The following is a 17,355-nucleotide window of genomic DNA, read 5'->3' on the forward strand; positions in this document are numbered from 1 at the left end:
TGGCGGGCATGTTCAGGCCGAATACGCAGTTATAGAGCGCTTGCTTGTTTGCTCCTACGCGAGGTGAAGGAATTTTCTGAATCTTTATGGAGGGGCGTTTTGTGCAATCGGTTGTCGAAGCGGTATGGGGGGGTGATCGTTGTGGTGATGCGGTGATTCATAACGCTCATCGCCGACTCTCGAAATTCGCGCGCAACAGCTTCGTGCTCAAATCCTCCCAGTGCTCGACAAACGCCGCCCGAGCCGTCTCGAAATCCCGACTGCGCAAGCACTCTATCAAGTGCTCGTGGTCGGCGACGATGTCCTTGGGGTCTTCGTAGCAGGGTTGTTGCAGCACCAGCAGCAATTCGATCTCGCTCTCCAGCATGGCGTAGCTGCGTTGTAATCGCGGGCTGCCGCTGGCGCGGATTATTGCCCGGTGAAAGTCACCATCGGCAACCACAACCTCTGAACGGGGCGCGTCGGCGGGGGTCTGGCGCAACTTTTCCACGGCGCTCAGTGCGTCAGGTGGGATCACGCCGCTCAGAATAATCATGCGCACCGCTTCGGTTTCCAGCACCCCGCGCAACCTGGCGATATCCACGATTTCGTTCGGCCCGAACTCGGGTATGCAAAAGCCGCGATGCGGCACTTTGAGCAGCAGGCCGAATGAAACAAGCAGCTGCGCAGCGCTGCGGAACGTGTTGCGGGCGACTTCGTATTCCTCCGCCATTTTGATGTCGCGCAGAAATTCACCGGGCTCGAAATCACCGTTCAGGATTCTGGCTTTGAGCTTGGCAGCCAACACCTCTACCGCCGACAGGTTGGCGGCAGGGGCTTGGATGTTGGTGGTCAGAAAATTCATTTCGTGCAAGACCCGGGTGGAGGCGCGGCTGAAGGCGATTCTAATACGTGTTGGGGATATTGCACCAGTGAGGATCTGAGTAGTTTCTAAAATTGTGCGACAATTACAAAAAATCAAAAAAATTTTAATTTAATTTTTTTATTAAAATACAGATAGTTATGCGTGAGTCGTGTGTTTTTCAAGACGGATTTTCAGCGAATCTCTATTTTCTCCTCTTTAAAATTAAAAAGTTGTAGCACAATATTGTTCCATCGAAGGCTGCTCTACACGGTCTTCCAAGGCCTGGAGTTCAGCAATGCGAGAGATGCACGAAGCTGTAGATACGGACGGCCTTACGGCGTTGCAGGGCGATCTGGCGGCCCCTTTTACCCCGATTGCATTAGAAAAGGCCGGGCTGATTCTGCAGGATCAGTTCGGGATCAAAGCCGATCTGACGCGCTTCTCGACGGAAAAGGACGACACATTTCGCTGTGACACGGCTGACGGAAAATCCTGCGTTCTCAAAATTTCCAACCCCCGGGAAGTGCCGGTTGAGCTTTCGCTGCAAATCGAGGTCATGCGTCACATTGAGCATACGGCCCCTGAGCTTCCGGTTCCCAGGGTTTACCCCTCGCTGCAGGGTGAGTACCTCACGCCCATCGAGACGGTCAGTGGCGATGTCAGGCACGTGAGGCTGATGAGTTTTCTGCCGGGCATGCCCCTGGATAAAACCAGCGCGAATGCTGAAATTCGTGAGCACATCGGCGAAATGCTTGCACGCCTGAGGTTGGCCACCGCCGGGTTTTCCCACCCGGGCGAGTCTCGAAAAGTGTGCTGGGATGTTCAGCACCTGAGCACGCTTGAGCCCTTGATGAGCTACGTGCCCGAGCGCGCGCTTCGGCAGTTGCTGGAAAAGGCGCTCACTCGATTCCTGGACATCGAGGGCTTGATTGCCGGTTGTCGCAAACAGGTGCTGCATAACGACTTCAATACCTCAAACATCGTCGTTGACCCGCACAACCCGACGTCCGTCAGCGGCATTATCGACTTCGGTGACGCCGTCAAAACGGCCATTGCCATTGATGTTTCCACCGCAATGATGAACCAGTTGGGCGTGGTCGGCGCAGGCAACGACGTGGATATCTTTGCCCCGGCAAACGATGTGCTGAGGGGGTATTTGCGTGTCGCCGATCTGACCGCCGAAGAGCTCTCCCTGATTCCCCATCTGGTCATGGCGCGTCTGGTCACCCGAGCCCTGCTAACCACCTGGAGGTCGCAGCTTTTTCCGCAAAACAGTGCCTACATTCTCAGGAATGCTGCCCCAGGCCTAGCTCAGCTGGACTGGATACTGGGCCGTTCACCGTCACACCTGTCAGCGCTTCTGATGCCCTTCGCCGATTGATCCATCCTTGAGAGTGAGGATTCAAATGAGTAATGCAAAAATCGAGGCTGTCCGCGGTGATATGCCCAACGGCTTCAACCCGGCCCATACCGAGCACCTGGACGCTGCGGCGCGCGAGCATATACAGCGGCGCACCAACCTGCTGGGGCCTGGCTATCGGCTGTTCTATAACGAACCGGTAGGTGTGGTCCGCGCCAAGGGTGCCTACCTCTACGACAAGGACGGTAACGAGTACCTGGACGCCTACAATAATGTGGTGTCGGTAGGGCATTGCCATCCGCGCGTTGTGGCGGCGATAACCCAGCAAATGAACACCTTGTGCAGCCACACCAGGTACATGCAGGAGGGGATTCTTGATTATGCCGAGCAATTGCGCGCTACCGCAGACGGTGAGATGGCGGCCGATGGCCAGATGATGTTTACCTGCAGCGGTTCGGAAGCCAACGATCTGGCAATCCGTATTGCACGCCATCACACCGGCAATACTGGCGTCATCGTCACTAGCGAGGCCTACCACGGCAACTCGGCAACGGTGGCGGCTTTTTCGCCGTCGCTGGGTGCCAATGCCAAACTCGATCCCTATGTACGTCGCGTGCCCGCGCCGGATTCTTACCGTATCCCGCGTGAAGCATTGGGGCGCTATATGGCCGATCAGGTCTCTGCCCAGATCCAGGATATTCAGCGCCATGGCGGCGGGGTCGCTGCCTTCATTGCCGACTGCCTGTTTTCGTCTGACGGGCTGTTCTGTGATCCGGTGGACGTGTTCGGGCCGATTGCCGACGTGGTGCGCAAGGCCGGCGGCCTGTTTATTGCCGATGAGGTGCAGTCGGGATTTGGTCGCAGCGGCACGCATTTTTGGGGCCATCAGCGCCACGGCGTGGCTGCAGACATCATCACCATGGGCAAACCCATGGGTAACGGCTACCCCGTTGCCGGGTTGATGGTGCGCCCGCAGGTGGTTGAGAGCTTTGGCCGTGACATGCGTTATTTCAACACCTTTGGCGGTAACAGCGTGGCCATTGCTGCCGCCCAGGCCACCCTCGACGTCATCCAGCAAGAGCAGCTCATGCTCAACGCCAAGCGCATCGGCGGACTGATCCTGGCAGGTCTCAGGGACCTCGCCGAGCGGTATGAGCAGATTGGCGACGTGCGCGGCACGGGCATGTACTTCGCCGTCGAGTTGGTCACAGACAGGGCCAGCAAAACCCCGGACATGAAAACCGCACTGCGGCTGGTCAACCATTTACGTGACAAGCGTGTGCTCATTTCCGCCACGGGACCTGACGCAAGCATCCTGAAAATTCGCCCACCCCTGATCTGGACCGAAAGGGAGGTGGGGCGGCTGCTGGACGCCCTGGAGAGCGCTTTCGCGGCGTTGTGAAAAACACACGCCGGCTGCCTCGGCAAAGTCTGCCGGAGCAGGCCTCTCAAACAGTGTTTTGTACCAGTTAAACGTTACTTTCAATCGGTTTACAGGGCGTCGGGGTGTTTCAATAAATCCATCACAAACCGCCGTGTGCACCGAGTAAGGCTTGACCCGTTGCGACCTCATTAATCATTCAGGACTGCACTCATGAGCTTTCTTCGCCCCAAGTACATTACTTTCGACTGCTACGGCACGTTGACCAATTTCAAAACCGCTGCCTTGACGCGCGAGTTTTTCGCCGATCGCGTCCCGGCCGAGCGGATGGATCAGTTCATCAAGGACTTCGCAGCCCATCGGCTCGACCAGGTGATGGGCGACTGGCGACCCTATGACGAGATTCTCAAGACAGCCCTGGCGCACACCTGCACGCGTTGGGGGATTGAATACCGGCAAGAAGGCCAGCTGTATTACGACGCAGTGCCGACCTGGGGCCCACACGCCGACGTACCCGCAGGGCTTTCAAAAATTGCCGGCAAGATTCCCTTGGTGATTTTTTCCAACGCCATGGACGAGCAGATCATGCACAACGTCGACAAGCTTGGCGCACCCTTCCATAAAGTCTTTACCGCCCAACAGGCGCAGGCTTACAAGCCACGCCTGGCGGCGTTCGAATTCATGCTCGATAACCTGGGTTGCGGGCCGGAGGATGTGTTGCATGTGTCCTCAAGTTTTCGCTACGACCTGATGTCTGCCCACGACATGAAAATCAAGCACAAGGCGTTCGTTGCCCGCGGGCATGAACAGCCGGCGAACGCTGCCTTTGGCTATCACCAGATCCCGGACATTGGCGGGCTGCCAGGCCTGGTCGGACTCTAACCCCATGAAAACCGCATCAGCGGACCCTCAAGTGATGCCCTTGCGCGCAGATCATCTGCCGCAGGCGGTCGATCTCTCACGCGCCTTGGCGTGGCCGTACCGTGAGGCTGACTGGCGCTTTGCCTTTGAGCTTGGCGCCGGTCTCGCGGTGGAGGCAGAGGGCCAACTGGTCGGCACTGCACTGTGGTGGCCGCAAGGCGAAAGCCATGCCACGGCAGGCATGATCATTGTGGCGTCAGCCATGCAGGGCAAGGGCATCGGGCGCGCGCTGATGGACGCTCTGTTGCAGCAGACCGGCGAGCGAACGCTGATGCTCAATTCCACCCAAGAGGGCCTGGCGCTGTATACCCGCCTGGGGTTCATCGCCCACGGGTGCATTTATCAGCATCAGGCGTTGCTGGAGCAGGCGTCCCATTTTGCCGGCCATGATGGGGCGCCTGTCAGGTTCATGCAGGCCGAGGATGAGCCGTCGGTGCGACAGCTGGACCGGGCTGCCACCGGCAGGGATCGCAGCGCATTGTTAAGTCACTTGTTCGACATCGGCAGCCTCCTCGTCGTTGATCACGGTGACGGCGTGGCGGCTTATGCCTGCGCGCGCGAATGGGGCCGTGGCGTGGTGATCGGTCCGGTGATTGCCAGTGGGTCAGAGGCCGTGCCGGATGGCAAAGCGCTTATCGCCGCACTTGCAGAGGCTCATCGAGGCCGTTTCATTCGCATCGACGTGACCGAAGACAGCGGCTTGTCACCCTGGCTGAGCGAGAACGGCTTGCCCTGCGTGGGTCATGCCACACCCATGGTGCGCACCACGCAAGCTACCCCCAACGCCGTTGAAACAGATGCGCGATTGTTTGCCCTGTCCAACCAGTCGATCGGCTGACCCCGGCAACCGCTGCAAAGCCTGCATGGCGCCAATGGCCCACTTACCCTCAGAGGATGGATGTTGCGTATGAAGATGATGCCCTATTGGCTGGACACCGCTCCCAGGTTTGCCGCGGGTGAACGTGACGCGCCCAGTGGTGAGGTCGACGTGGCGATTGTCGGCGCCGGTTTTACCGGCCTGTCGGCTGCCATCGCGCTGGCCAAAAAGGGCGCAAAGGTCGCGGTGTTCGAGGCCGGGCTGGTCGGCAACGCAGCGTCCGGACGCAACGGCGGGATGTGCAATAACGGCTTTGCGCAGGACTACCACGCGCTGTCGACCGCTATCGGACGCGAGCGCGCGAACCTGCTGTATCGCGCCTTTGACGCTGGCGTGAGTAAAGTGGAGTCACTGATCACGGAAGAGAACATTGACTGCAGTTTCAAGCGCGTCGGTAAGCTCAAACTGGCGGCAAAGCCTGAGCACTTCGACAAGCTGGCCCGGTCCCAGGCGCTCATGGCACAGGAATGCGACCCCGACACTTGCATGCTGACGCGCGAGCAGTTGAGCGGCGAAGTCGGCACAGACCGTTATTTTGGCGGGCTGCTCTTCGGCAAGAGTGCCGGCATGCACGTGGGCCGCTATGGTCAGGGGCTCGCCGAGGCCGCCGCCCGACGTGGCGTGCGTATCTACGAGCAGGCTCCGGTGCTTGGCCTGTCCCGTCAGACAGGCACCGTGCATCAGGTGAAGACGCCACGCGGCGAGGTGCGTGCCAAACAGGTCTTGCTGGCGACCGGCACGTCTGCGGTGGGGCCGCTTTCCTGGTTTCGCCGACGCATCGTACCGGTGGGGGCCTTCATCATTGTCACCGAGCCCTTGTCCGTCGAGATGCTCGACCGCCTGGTGCCGAGTCGGCGCATGTACACCGATACGAAAAACTTCGTTAACTACTTTCGCATCACGCCGGACAATCGTTTGTTGTTCGGTGGCCGTGCGCGCTTTGCCACGTCCAACCCTGCCTCCGACGCGAAAAGCGGGGTCATCCTGCAAAGAGCGCTGATCGATATTTTTCCCGAGCTGAGCGGTACGCGCATTGATTACTGCTGGGGAGGCATGGTGGACATGACCCGCGACCGGCTGCCCCGTGCCGGTGAGCACGACGGATTGTTCTACTCCATGGGTTACAGCGGCCACGGCACGCATATGGCGACCTACATGGGCGCGATCATGGCCGAGGTGCTCGATGGTCGCGCCGACCTCAACCCATGGCGGGACTTTGATTGGCCCGCTATCCCGGGGCATTTCGGCAACCCCTGGTTTCTGCCGTTGGTGGGCGCCTATTACCGGTTTCAGGACTTGGTGCGCTAAGCCGCGACCTGGATCGTGACACGCTGCACGCTAGTTACATTGATGTTGGCATCACCGTCGTTCGCGTTTGAAAGGACGTTCCGCTCAGTCGGGACACGCCGTTTTTCTCATTTTTCGACAGGTACAACTGAAATGACCGACACCGAAATCGACTCCCAACTGATCAGCGGCCAGGAAAGTCTGCGCGTCTTCGAAAGCCTGAATCGTGATGTCTCTCGACGCAGAACGCTGCAGATGCTGGGACTCGCCGGTGTCGCCGCCGCCGGGGCCGGTAGCCTGTTCGGCGCCGCCGGCAAACTGCTCGCCGATGAAGCGGCCGCCCCCGGCAAAGGCAAGCCCGGTGGACGTATCCGTGTCGCCGGCATGAACAGCTCCACCGCTGACACCCTCGACCCGGCCAAGGGTTCCGGCTCTACCGACTACACGCGCCATTACATGTTTTACAACGGGCTGACGCGTTTCGACAGTCACATGGTGCCGCAGCTGGAGTTGGCCGAGCGCTTTGAGACCACCGATGCCACGCTCTGGGTGATCACCCTGCGAAAAGAGGTGACCTTCCACAACGGCAAGCCCCTCACGGCGGCCGACGTCGTGTTTTCGTTGTTGCGGCACAAGGACCCCATCTCCGGCTCCAAAGTCCTGTCGCTGGCAGAGCAGTTCAGCGAGATCAAGGCACTCGGCCAGAACGAAGTGCAGATCCGCCTCACTGGGCCGAACGCCGAGCTGATGTCGATTCTCGCGGTGTCGCACTTCCTGATCGTGCCCGAAGGCACCACTGACTTTAACCTGGGCATCGGCACGGGCCCGTTCAAGGTCAAGGAGTTCAAGCCCGGCGTGCGCTCGATTGCCGTGCGCAATAGCCACTACTGGAAACCGGGGCTGCCTTACCTGGATGAAATCGAATTCATCGGCATTGCCGACGAACCTGCAAGGATCAACGCGTTGCTTTCGGGCGATGTGCATATCACCAATGAAGTCGACCCGCGCTCCACCGTGCGCATCAAGGCCAGCAACACGCACAAGGTGATTTCATCTCCTTCGGGCAACTACACCGACCTGATCATCCGGCAGGATCAACTGCCAGGTCAGAATCCGGACTTTACCCTGGCGATGAAATACCTGCTGGACCGTGAGCAGGTGGTATCCGCCGTGTTCAGGGGGTTTGCCGTGGTCGGCAACGATCACCCGATTGCGCCGAGCGCGCGATACTTCAATGCCGCGCTGCCGCAACGCGCCTACGACCCGGAAAAAGCCAAATTCCTGCTCAAAAAAGCCGGCATGGAGAGCATCACCATGCCGCTGTTCGCCTCGCCGGCGGCCACCGGCTCGGTTGAAATGGCGGTGCTCCTGCAACAGTCGGCGAAACAGGCCGGGCTCAAGCTCGACGTCAACCGCATGCCAAGTGATGGTTACTGGAGCAATCACTGGGCCAAGCACCCGCTGACGTTCGGCAACATCAACCCACGGCCGAACGCCGACGTGATGTTTTCACAGTTCTTCAAGTCGAACGCCCCTTGGAACGAGTCCGCCTGGAAGAACGAGCAATTCGACCAGTTGCTGCTGCTGGCCCGTGCCGAAACCGATGACGCCAAGCGCGGCACTATGTACGCCGACATGCAGACACTGGTGCACGATCATTGCGGCATTGGCGTACCGGTGTTCATCAGCAACATTGACGGTGTCGATCAGCGCGTCAAAGGCTATGGCGCCAATCCGCTGGGCGGTTTCATGGGCTATATGTTCGCCGAGCAAGTCTGGCTGGATGCCTGATCGAGGCGGTGCAATCAGGCGCCCGCCAGACGCGCCCATAATGCTTGCGCCTGCGTGTTGCGGTTACCCAGCCAGCGCACCAGTATGACCTCGAGATGGTCAGGCTCCATTTGCGGATACAGCCTGACCAGCTCGCCCTGTTCAATCATCCCCGCGACCATGGTGTGGGGCATGCAAGCGACACCGTGGCCGTTGGCGACCATGGATTTGAGCGCCTCGGACACCGTCGCTTCGAATACCCGTTGCAGGCGTTCGGGTTGAGGGTGGCGACTGACCTGGGTGCGCGAGAGTTCGTGCAATTGGGCGCTGCGCGAATAGGTCAGCCACGGAATCGGGCCATCTGACTGAGTGCAATGCTCGGCCAGTTGGGGCGTGGCCACCCAATAAAGCTCGTCGTGACCCAGCGACAGTGTTTCGAACTCCTCACGCTGGGCGTAAGCCTGCGATTCGGCTTCCCGATAAAACAGGATGAAGTCGCAGCGGCCGGACAACAAGGCCATGTAGTAATCATCCGTGCTGCGGTAGCTGGTGTCGATGCGGGTAAACACCCGCTCGCCTGGCGGCATTGCGTGGCTGATCCAGTCCGGAAAGAAATTGCAGGCCAGGGTGTGCAGCGATGCGAAGCTCAACGGGCAGTCGAGAATCTTCACGCTCTGCTCACAGTCGCGCGCCAGACGTACCAGTTCCAGGGCGTTCGGCAGCAAGGCCTGGCCGGCGACCGTCAAGCGGATGGGATTCTTGCTGCGGTCGATCAGGACTGCGCCCAGGCGCGTTTCCAGCAATTGGATGCGCCGACTCAAGGCGGATTGCGATGAGCCACGCATGCTCGCAGCGGCGGTAAATTTTCCCGTGTCTGCCAATGCGAGGAAATCCTCATACCACTCAATATCCATAGTTATTCCAATAGTCGATAGGCCGAACTGGAAAGTGAATCAATCGGCGCTAACGTTACCTTTCGATGGCTGGTTATTGTATTGACGAACCCAAGCCTGCAAAGACCCTTTGGGTGCATCGTCGATCATAAGAACAACTACCGCTCTGGGGCAATGTTATGCATAAAGTGAATGGTCTGAACGCGTTGCTCAAGACGTGCTCGCTGGCGTTGATCCTGTTCGGCGCCTGCACGGCACAGGCAGGTGTGCTGGAAAACGTAAAAGCGCACGGTAGCCTGCGTTGTGGCGTCGCCAGCGACAAGCCGGGGTTTTCGATCATCGATAACCAGGGCCGATGGACCGGCATGGATGCTGACCTTTGCCGAGGCATCGCGGCTGCAGTGCTGGGCGATGCGAACAAGGTGGAGTTCATTGCCACCACCGGCAAAAACCGTTTCACCGCGCTGGCTTCTGGCGAAATTGACGTGCTGTCGCGTTCCACTTCATGGACGGCGGACCGCGTGGCGAGCCTGGGCGTCGACTTTACGGCGATCTGGTTCTATGACGGGCAAGGCTTCATGACGCACGCCGAGGACAAGATCGCCAAGCTCACCGACCTGGCAGGCGCGACCTTCTGCCTGTCGCCAGGCACCACCTCTGAGCAGAACCTTGCAGACTATTTCGGCAAGCGCGGCCTGACCTTCCGCACGGTGGTCATTGAGAAGAGCCCTGAACTGTTCGCCGCCTTCCAGAAGGGCCGGTGCAATGCCATCACCAACGACATGTCCGGCCTGGCGGCGCGCCGCGCGTTGTTCAACAAGCCTGACGATTACCCGCTGCTGACTGAGGTCATTTCCAAGGAACCGCTGGGGGCCTACGTCGCGCAGGGCGATGCCGTGTGGCGCAACATCGTGACCTGGACCGCCTATGCGTTGATCACGGCCGAAGAGCTGGGCGTGGACTCCGACAACGTCGATAAACTGCACGCGGACAAAACCGCGTCAGCCGACGTCGCGCGTTTGTTGGGCACCGATGGCAACGTCGGCAAGGCGTTCAGCCTGGACAGCGATTGGGCGTACCGGGCGATCAAACAGGTCGGCAACTACGCGCAGATTTATGACCGTAACCTCGGTCCACAAACCGGTTTGAACTTCCCCCGTGAAATGAACCGCCTCTGGAAAGACGGCGGGTTGTTGTATGCGCCGCCGATCCGCTGAGTGGCCAACTTCAATCAACGAAACGGGATGTCGTCATGCTGACCCAACGTTTTAACCGTGCACGCCTGCTGAGTGCGCTGCAGCAGGGGCTCGTGCTGCTGCTGGTGGTGCTGGTGTTTTATGGCCTGGCACACAACGCAAGCCTCAACCTCAAAGCCCTGAACATTGCGTCCGGTTTCGGCTTTCTGACGGACCGGGCAGGCTACGACATCAGTTTCCAGCTGATCGACTACACGCCCTCCGACAGCTACGGGCGGGCGTATCTCGTTGGCCTGCTCAATACCTTGCTGGTGTCAGTCATCAGTATCGTGCTGGCAACGCTGATCGGTGTGCTGCTGGGCGTTGGCCGGGTTTCGGAAAACTGGCTGGTCAATCGCCTGTGCGGGATGAGTATCGAGTTTCTGCGCAACGTCCCGTTGGTGGTGCATCTGATCTGGTGGTACGGATTGATGCTCGCACTGCCCAGCGTCCGCCAGGCTTTCTCGCTGGCAGACGTGTTTTTCCTGAGCAACGCGGGCCTGCAGGTGCCGTGGCCGCAGCAGGGCGCAGCCGTCGGCTGGGGCCTGGTGTTAATGGGCGTGGGCGCACTGTCCGCCATCGTCGCCTTCAAGTGCCGTGATGCCCGTGCCCGCTGGCGTGGTATTACGCCACGCCGCTGGCCCTGGGTGCTGGCGTGCGCGTTATTGCTGCCGCTGCTGGTGTACGCGGCCAGCGGTACTGCGTTGCACTGGGACGTGCCGACCCGCCAGGGCTTCGGGTTTCACGGCGGTGCCACCCTGGTGCCGGAGTTGCTGGCGCTGTGGCTGGCGCTTTCTTTCTACAGCGCCAGTTACATCGCTGAAACGGTGCGTGCCGCCATCCAGGCGGTGCACCGAGGCCAGTACGAAGCAGCGAAGGCGCTGGGCTTTGTGCGAGGCACCGCCATGCGTCAGCTGATTGCACCGCAAGCGCTTTACGCCATGGTCCCGCAAATAACCAACACCTACATGAACATCGTCAAGAACTCATCGCTTGGCGTTGTGGTTGGGTTCATGGAACTGGTGTCGTCGACTGGCGGCACCACGTTGAACCAGACGGGGCAGGCTATCGAATGCATTGTGCTGGTGATGGCGACCTATTGCGTGATCTGCCTGGTGATTTCTCTGGCGATGAACGTTTACAACTATCGCATCGGCAAGCGGGGGCACTGAGCATGAACGAATTGACTCATATCGTCCCGGTGCGTTTGCCACCGCAGTCGACCCTCTCGGTGCGCGTCTGGCGCTGGGTGCGCCAGTCGATGTTCCCCAGTGTCGGCCACTCGTTGCTGACCCTGCTGGTGCTAGCTTTGCTGGCAGTGTGCATCCCCAAGGCGCTCAACTGGCTGGTGCTGGACGCGACGTTCGTCGGCAGCACCCGCGACGCCTGCAACCCTAACGCCGCCTGCTGGTTACCGGTCATCGAGCGCTGGAATCTCTTCGTTTACGGTTTCTACCCGGAAGCTCAGCGCTGGAGAGTCAACCTGGCATTCCTGCTGGCGGTCGGTGCGTTTGTCCTGTTGTTTTTCAAGCGTCTGGACCGCCGCGCCTTACTGGCGTACCTGGTGATGTTGCCGCTGCTGATGTGGTGGCTGCTCAAGGGCGGCGCAGGCCTGCCAGGCGTTTCGTCAACGCAGTTTGCCGGCATGACCGTGACCGTGATGCTGGGCACCATCGGCATGATTTTCGCGCTGCCGCTGGGCATTCTGCTGGCGCTGGGGCGGCGCTCGAAGAAGCCGGTCATCCGCCTTCTCTGCGTGCTGTACATCGAGCTGGTGCGCTCGGTACCGGTGATCAGCCTGTTGTTCATGGCGTCGCTGATGATCCAGTTGTTCCTGCCGCCGGGTGTGGCGTTCGACATTCTGCTGCGGGTGCAGGTGGTGCTGATCCTGTTCACCGCGGCCTACATGGCCGAAACCGTGCGCGGCGGCTTGCAGAGCTTGCCCAAGGGGCAATACGAGGCGGCGCAGGCGCTGGGCTTCGGTTACTGGAAAACCATGGGGCACATCATCCTGCCGCAGGTGCTCCGGCAGACCATTCCTCCACTGTTGACCCAGTTTATCGGCCTGTTCAAGGAAACCACGCTGGTGATGGTTGTCGGCGTGCTGGACATCGTCGGCATCGCCAGCAGCACGGCCGCGTCCGCTGAATGGGCGGGGCATGACCACGAGATCTACATCTTCCTTGCTCTGTACTTCTTCATTATTTGCTTCGCGTTGTCGCGCTATGCCCGCCATCTCGAAAATAACCTGGAGCATGACCGCTCATGAACATTGCCAATCACACCGATGTCGGCCCTGTCGTGCGTATCGAAAACCTCAACAAGTGGTACGGACAGACCCACGTGCTGCGCGATATTTCACTGTCGGTGGCGCCGGGTGAAAAGCTGGTGATCTGCGGGCCTTCGGGCTCCGGCAAGTCGACGCTCATTCGTTGCATCAACCAGCTCGAGCAGCACCAGCAGGGCACGATCGAAGTCCTGGGCCACGCACTTGACGGCAAGCATCTGGAGCAGTTGCGTCGCCAGGTGGGTATGTGTTTCCAGAGCTTCAATCTGTTCCCGCACCTTACGGTGCTGAAGAATTGCACCCTTCCTCAAACGGCCAACCTGGGTGTGCCGGTGGCCGAAGCCATCGAGCGCGCCTTGCAGTTGCTGGACAAGGTGATGATGCGTGATCACGCCAACAAGTATCCCTCGCAGCTCTCCGGCGGCCAGCAGCAACGCATCGCCATCGCGCGCGCACTGTGCATGCAGCCACGGATCATGTTGTTCGATGAGCCGACCTCCGCACTGGACCCGGAAATGATCGCCGAAGTGCTTGAGGTGATGACCGGCCTGGCCGAAGACGGCATGACCATGATCTGTGTGACCCACGAAATGGGTTTCGCTCGCAAGGTGGCCGACCGTGTGGTGTTCATGGATGGTGGAGAAATCATTGAGCAGGCGCCGCCTTCCGAGTTTTTCCATTCGCCGCAGTCGCCACGCACGCAACGCTTCCTCAACCAGATTCTGAACCATGGGGCGCAGCCGGCATGACATCTCCTATCGCAATCGCGTTGCACGGCGGGGCCGGCGTCCTGCAAGCGGGCGTTTTGAGCGCCGAAGACGAGAACGCCGTGCACGCCAGTCTGCTGAGCGCGCTCAAGGCCGGACTGAGCATCCTGGAGGGGGGCGGCAGCGCGCTCGACGCCGCCCAGGCCAGCGTGGTGGAACTTGAGGAGTGTCCCTGGTTCAACGCGGGCAGAGGCGCCGTATTCACGGACAAGGGCGATCATGAAATGGACGCCGCGATCATGAGCGGCGACCACCGTGAAGCGGGCGCCGTGGCCGGGATCCATTTTGCGCGCAACCCCATCAAGGCTGCGCGTGCGGTGCTCGAACACAGCGACCACGTGCTGTTGTCTGGCGTCGGTGCCGACCAGTTCGTTGCCGCCCAGGCGCTGGAGCAGGTCGACAATGCATGGTTCGACACCGAACTGCGCCGCAGGCAATGGCAAGCCCAGCGCCTGAGCCCGCAAACGCTCAGCCTGGAACCCGGCGGTATCGAGAAAAAGTTCGGCACGGTGGGGGCGGTGGCGTTGGATCGCAGCGGCCAGGTGGCCGCAGCGACATCCACCGGCGGCATTACCAACAAGCGTTACGGACGCATCGGTGATACGCCGCTGATTGGTGCCGGCACCTGGGCCGACAACCGCAGCGCGGCTATTTCCGCCACCGGGCATGGCGAGTTTTTCATTCGATGTGCCGTCGCCCACGACATCGCCGCACGCATGCGATACGCCGGCGCCAGACTGCGCAAGGCGTGCGACCAGGTGGTGCTGGGTGAGCTGAAAGCGGTGGGCGGCAACGGCGGCGTGGTTGCCGTGGCCCCCAACGGTGACACCGCGCTGGTGTTCAATACACCCGGCATGTACCGCGCCTGGCGCGATGCCGAGGGCGGGCTGCATACGGCGATCTACGCCGCAGAGGATCGGTTGCACGTTCAAGAGGCAACGACCTGAGCGTTTTGACGAATGTTGATGTTGTGATGAAGACCCCTTCAACCTGGAGCGCAATGATGAAAATAATAAAAACGTTGAAGAACGCCAAAGGTGTTCTGCTGTGTGTCCCCTTGTCCATCGCACTGTACGGATGTCAGCAGTTACCGCCTAAAGCGGTGGTTGCCAACGCCGACGCCGTACTGGATGAACCGGTTAAAAAAGTAGGCAATCAGCAACTGCTGGTCCGTGGCCCGAGCGGCGAAGGCGTGATTCCGGTGTTTGCCAGTGGCGATATCAACGCGGTAGCGCCGGACGTCACGAAAGTGTTTATCGTCATACATGGCACGCTCAGAAACGCCGACACCTATTTCGCAACGGGTCAACAGATCCTCGCGGGCGCTGGATCGCTGGGCAAAGGGGCAATGATGGTTGCCCCGCAATTTCTGACGGCTCCGGATGTGAAAGCCTTTTCGCTGCCTGCCCGGAGTCTGGCGTGGACGCAGGAGGGCTGGAAAGGTGGAGAGGCGGCGGTCGGGCCTGTGCCCCTCAGTTCCTTCGCGGCGCTTGACGCGCTGCTCGAGCATTTTGCCGATAAACGTCTGTACCCGGCGCTGTCCAGCGTGGTGTTGATGGGGCACTCGGCCGGCGCGCAGATCCTGCAACGTTATGCCGTAGTGGGGCGCGCCGATCCGATATTGACGCGTGCCCATATCGATCTTCGCTACGTGGTTGCCAATCCATCCAGCTATTTGTACTTCAGTGACGAACGCCCCGACAGCCAGGCTCTGGCAGGCGGTGCGTGCCCGGAAGCGACCAAATGGAAATATCAACTCAAGGACGGCCCCGAGTATGTGTCATCGCAGAATGTGAAAACGCTGGAGTCCGACTATGCCGCGCGCAATGTCGTGTACCTGCTCGGTGAGGCAGACACAGACCCCTACAAACACTTCATCGATCGGTCATGCGCGGGTATGTCGCAAGGGCCTTATCGGCTCGCGCGAGGACGCGCTTATTTCGATTACATGAAAAAGCGGCACCCGGCGCACTTGAAACAGAAGGTGGTCATGGTGCCAGGCGTCGGCCACGATAATTTGAAAATGTTTACCTCCAACTGCGGGATGGCTGTGTTGTTTGATCAACCGACACCCAAGACCTGTCCGGTTATAACGGGCGCTAAATAACCAGCGTGGACTCAAAGCGTCTTTTGATAGCGCTCCATGAGTTAGCGCGCCAATAAGACGCTCCGCGTTTGGATACTGTTAGTCAACAGGTCAGAAAGTTCCAGCGTTTTCATTAATCTCAGGGGTGCCCGTCAGTGATCATCATTGATGGGCTGGCCCGCGGACCCATTCAACTATAAAAAAGCGCTGCTTATCGCTGCGGTGTTAATAAGCCACGTTCGTTGGCACACTATTTGGGGGCAGTATGAACAAGCAAACTCTGGCGGTGGCCATTGCGCTCGCCAACGTATCGTCGTTCAGCGTATATGCCGGCGAAGCAGCAGGCGCAGGCGACTTTATCTCTGGATCCAAGGCAAGCATCAGCTCGCGCACCCTGTATTTCAATAACGACAACCGCGCCGGTGGTGCGGATCAAAAGGAAGCCGCCCAGGGGCTGCTCTTCAATTATGCGTCGGGCTATACCCAAGGCACGATTGGCCTGGGCCTGGATGCGCAAGTGCTCACGGGGATTCATCTGGATGGGGGCAGGGGGCATCATCCGGATAAAAACACGTTTTCGCCAAGCGATTCGGATGGCTCTGCTGAACAGACCTGGAGTCGCGCGGGCGCCAACGTGAAGGTCAAACTCGCCGATACAACGCTGAAGGTGGGCAATGCACTAAGTCCTGAACTGCCGATTCTCAATGCCAGCGAAAGTCGTGTGCTGCCGCAGACTTTCCAGGGCGGTATGTTAACTTCCAAAGTATTCAATGATGTAACGCTGAACGTTGGCAAGATCACGGACGCTGTTGGCCGTGCCTCCAGCAATAGTTCCGGTCTGTCTGTATCCGGCGCAACAAAGGACTCCAACAGTTTCCAGTTTGCGGGAGCCGACTGGAAGATCACCAGGAATTTGACTGCTCAAGCCTATCACTCTCAACTCAAGGATTTTTACAATCAAACCTTCCTCGGCCTGGTTTATCTGGTGCCGATTGGCAATGATCAAACCCTGAAAACCGACCTGCGTTACTTCGATAGCAACTCCGATGGCAAGAATGGCCAGGTGGGTTATCGCTTCAACAACAATGGTGGTTACGCAAAAGATACAGGTGAGGTTTCCAACAAGACATGGAGTGCCATGTTTACTTATGCCCTAGGTGGTCACTCCATCATGGTCGGTCATCAGCGCGTGAGTGATGATGGCGGGTTTGTGTGGGTCAATAATGGAAGCATCGCCGACAGCCGTGGGCGTAACGAGGGCCAGGGCGGGTCGGATTTCTATCTGTTCACCAACAGCATGATCAATCAGTTCGCCCGTGCAGGGGAAAATACGACATTCGGCCAATACAGCTTCAGCTTCGCTTCCATGGGCATCTCCGGTTTGAAAATGAGCGTCGCCTACTTGCACGGTGATGACATCAGGGACGTGAAAAACGGCAGTGATCATTCTGAATGGGAACGCGACATGCGTGTTGCCTACACCGTGCAGGAAGGACCGCTGAAAAACCTGAGCGCGACGCTGCGACACGGTGCGTATCGAGGCGACGGCTCGGGGGGATCCAATACCGATCAAACCCGCCTTATTTTCGATTACACCTATAACTTCATGTAAGGCCAACGGGAGGAGAAGTTGCATGCAGCAGCGGG

General features: G+C 59.3%; 15 protein-coding genes. 13 read left to right on the forward strand and 2 right to left on the reverse strand.

Going from position 1 to position 17,355, the window contains the following annotated elements:
* Positions 1-166: 166 nt before the first annotated feature.
* Positions 167-844, reverse strand: coding sequence for a GntR family transcriptional regulator (locus RHM60_RS00835; protein WP_231421760.1), 678 nt, complete (start codon positions 842-844; stop codon positions 167-169).
* A 295-nt stretch (positions 845-1,139) separates the two neighbouring features.
* Between RHM60_RS00835 and RHM60_RS00840 the strand changes: the two genes are divergently transcribed.
* The 6 genes from RHM60_RS00840 (at position 1,140) to RHM60_RS00865 (ending at position 8,461) form a co-directional block, all read left to right on the forward strand.
* Positions 1,140-2,225, forward strand: coding sequence for a phosphotransferase (locus tag RHM60_RS00840; RefSeq protein ID WP_322213292.1), 1,086 nt, complete (start codon positions 1,140-1,142; stop codon positions 2,223-2,225).
* A 25-nt stretch (positions 2,226-2,250) separates the two neighbouring features.
* Positions 2,251-3,606 carry an aspartate aminotransferase family protein gene (locus tag RHM60_RS00845; RefSeq protein WP_322213293.1) on the forward strand — a complete coding sequence of 452 codons (1,356 nt, stop codon included), beginning with the start codon at positions 2,251-2,253 and terminating at the stop codon, positions 3,604-3,606.
* 192 nt (positions 3,607-3,798) lie between these two features.
* Positions 3,799-4,467 (forward strand): haloacid dehalogenase type II, encoded by a 669-nt coding sequence (locus RHM60_RS00850; protein ID WP_231421763.1) that lies wholly within the window; start codon positions 3,799-3,801, stop codon positions 4,465-4,467.
* Between the two features lie 4 nt (positions 4,468-4,471).
* Positions 4,472-5,344 carry a GNAT family N-acetyltransferase gene (locus RHM60_RS00855; RefSeq protein ID WP_322213294.1) on the forward strand — a complete coding sequence of 291 codons (873 nt, stop codon included), beginning with the start codon at positions 4,472-4,474 and terminating at the stop codon, positions 5,342-5,344.
* A gap of 69 nt (positions 5,345-5,413) precedes the next feature.
* Positions 5,414-6,691, forward strand: a complete 1,278-nt coding sequence (locus tag RHM60_RS00860) for an NAD(P)/FAD-dependent oxidoreductase (RefSeq protein ID WP_231421765.1) — start codon at positions 5,414-5,416, stop codon at positions 6,689-6,691.
* 132 nt (positions 6,692-6,823) lie between these two features.
* On the forward strand, positions 6,824-8,461 hold the full coding sequence (locus RHM60_RS00865) for an ABC transporter substrate-binding protein (RefSeq protein WP_231421766.1): 1,638 nt from the start codon (positions 6,824-6,826) through the stop codon (positions 8,459-8,461).
* Positions 8,462-8,475: 14 nt separating this feature from the next.
* Here RHM60_RS00865 and RHM60_RS00870 read toward each other — a convergent pair whose 3' ends face one another.
* On the reverse strand, positions 8,476-9,354 hold the full coding sequence (locus tag RHM60_RS00870) for a LysR family transcriptional regulator (RefSeq protein WP_322213295.1): 879 nt from the start codon (positions 9,352-9,354) through the stop codon (positions 8,476-8,478).
* Positions 9,355-9,512: 158 nt separating this feature from the next.
* On the opposite strand from RHM60_RS00870, the gene RHM60_RS00875 reads away from it, so the two are divergent.
* From RHM60_RS00875 to RHM60_RS00905, 7 genes are all read left to right on the forward strand, one after another.
* Positions 9,513-10,550 carry an amino acid ABC transporter substrate-binding protein gene (locus tag RHM60_RS00875; RefSeq protein ID WP_209981045.1) on the forward strand — a complete coding sequence of 346 codons (1,038 nt, stop codon included), beginning with the start codon at positions 9,513-9,515 and terminating at the stop codon, positions 10,548-10,550.
* Between the two features lie 35 nt (positions 10,551-10,585).
* Positions 10,586-11,740 (forward strand): ABC transporter permease subunit, encoded by a 1,155-nt coding sequence (locus tag RHM60_RS00880; RefSeq protein WP_322213297.1) that lies wholly within the window; start codon positions 10,586-10,588, stop codon positions 11,738-11,740.
* A gap of 2 nt (positions 11,741-11,742) precedes the next feature.
* Positions 11,743-12,837 (forward strand): amino acid ABC transporter permease, encoded by a 1,095-nt coding sequence (locus tag RHM60_RS00885; RefSeq protein WP_209981049.1) that lies wholly within the window; start codon positions 11,743-11,745, stop codon positions 12,835-12,837.
* Positions 12,834-13,604 (forward strand): amino acid ABC transporter ATP-binding protein, encoded by a 771-nt coding sequence (locus tag RHM60_RS00890; RefSeq protein ID WP_209981052.1) that lies wholly within the window; start codon positions 12,834-12,836, stop codon positions 13,602-13,604. The genes RHM60_RS00885 and RHM60_RS00890 overlap by 4 nt, the downstream gene beginning before the upstream one ends.
* Positions 13,601-14,569, forward strand: coding sequence for an isoaspartyl peptidase/L-asparaginase family protein (locus RHM60_RS00895; RefSeq protein WP_209981054.1), 969 nt, complete (start codon positions 13,601-13,603; stop codon positions 14,567-14,569). Before RHM60_RS00890 ends, RHM60_RS00895 begins: the two co-directional genes overlap by 4 nt.
* A gap of 56 nt (positions 14,570-14,625) precedes the next feature.
* Positions 14,626-15,729 carry an alpha/beta fold hydrolase gene (locus tag RHM60_RS00900; protein ID WP_209981056.1) on the forward strand — a complete coding sequence of 368 codons (1,104 nt, stop codon included), beginning with the start codon at positions 14,626-14,628 and terminating at the stop codon, positions 15,727-15,729.
* A 244-nt stretch (positions 15,730-15,973) separates the two neighbouring features.
* Positions 15,974-17,320 carry an OprD family outer membrane porin gene (locus RHM60_RS00905; protein WP_322213301.1) on the forward strand — a complete coding sequence of 449 codons (1,347 nt, stop codon included), beginning with the start codon at positions 15,974-15,976 and terminating at the stop codon, positions 17,318-17,320.
* Positions 17,321-17,355 lie beyond the last annotated feature (35 nt).

Source organism: Pseudomonas sp. MH9.3 (assembly GCF_034354675.1).
GTDB lineage: Bacteria > Pseudomonadota > Gammaproteobacteria > Pseudomonadales > Pseudomonadaceae > Aquipseudomonas.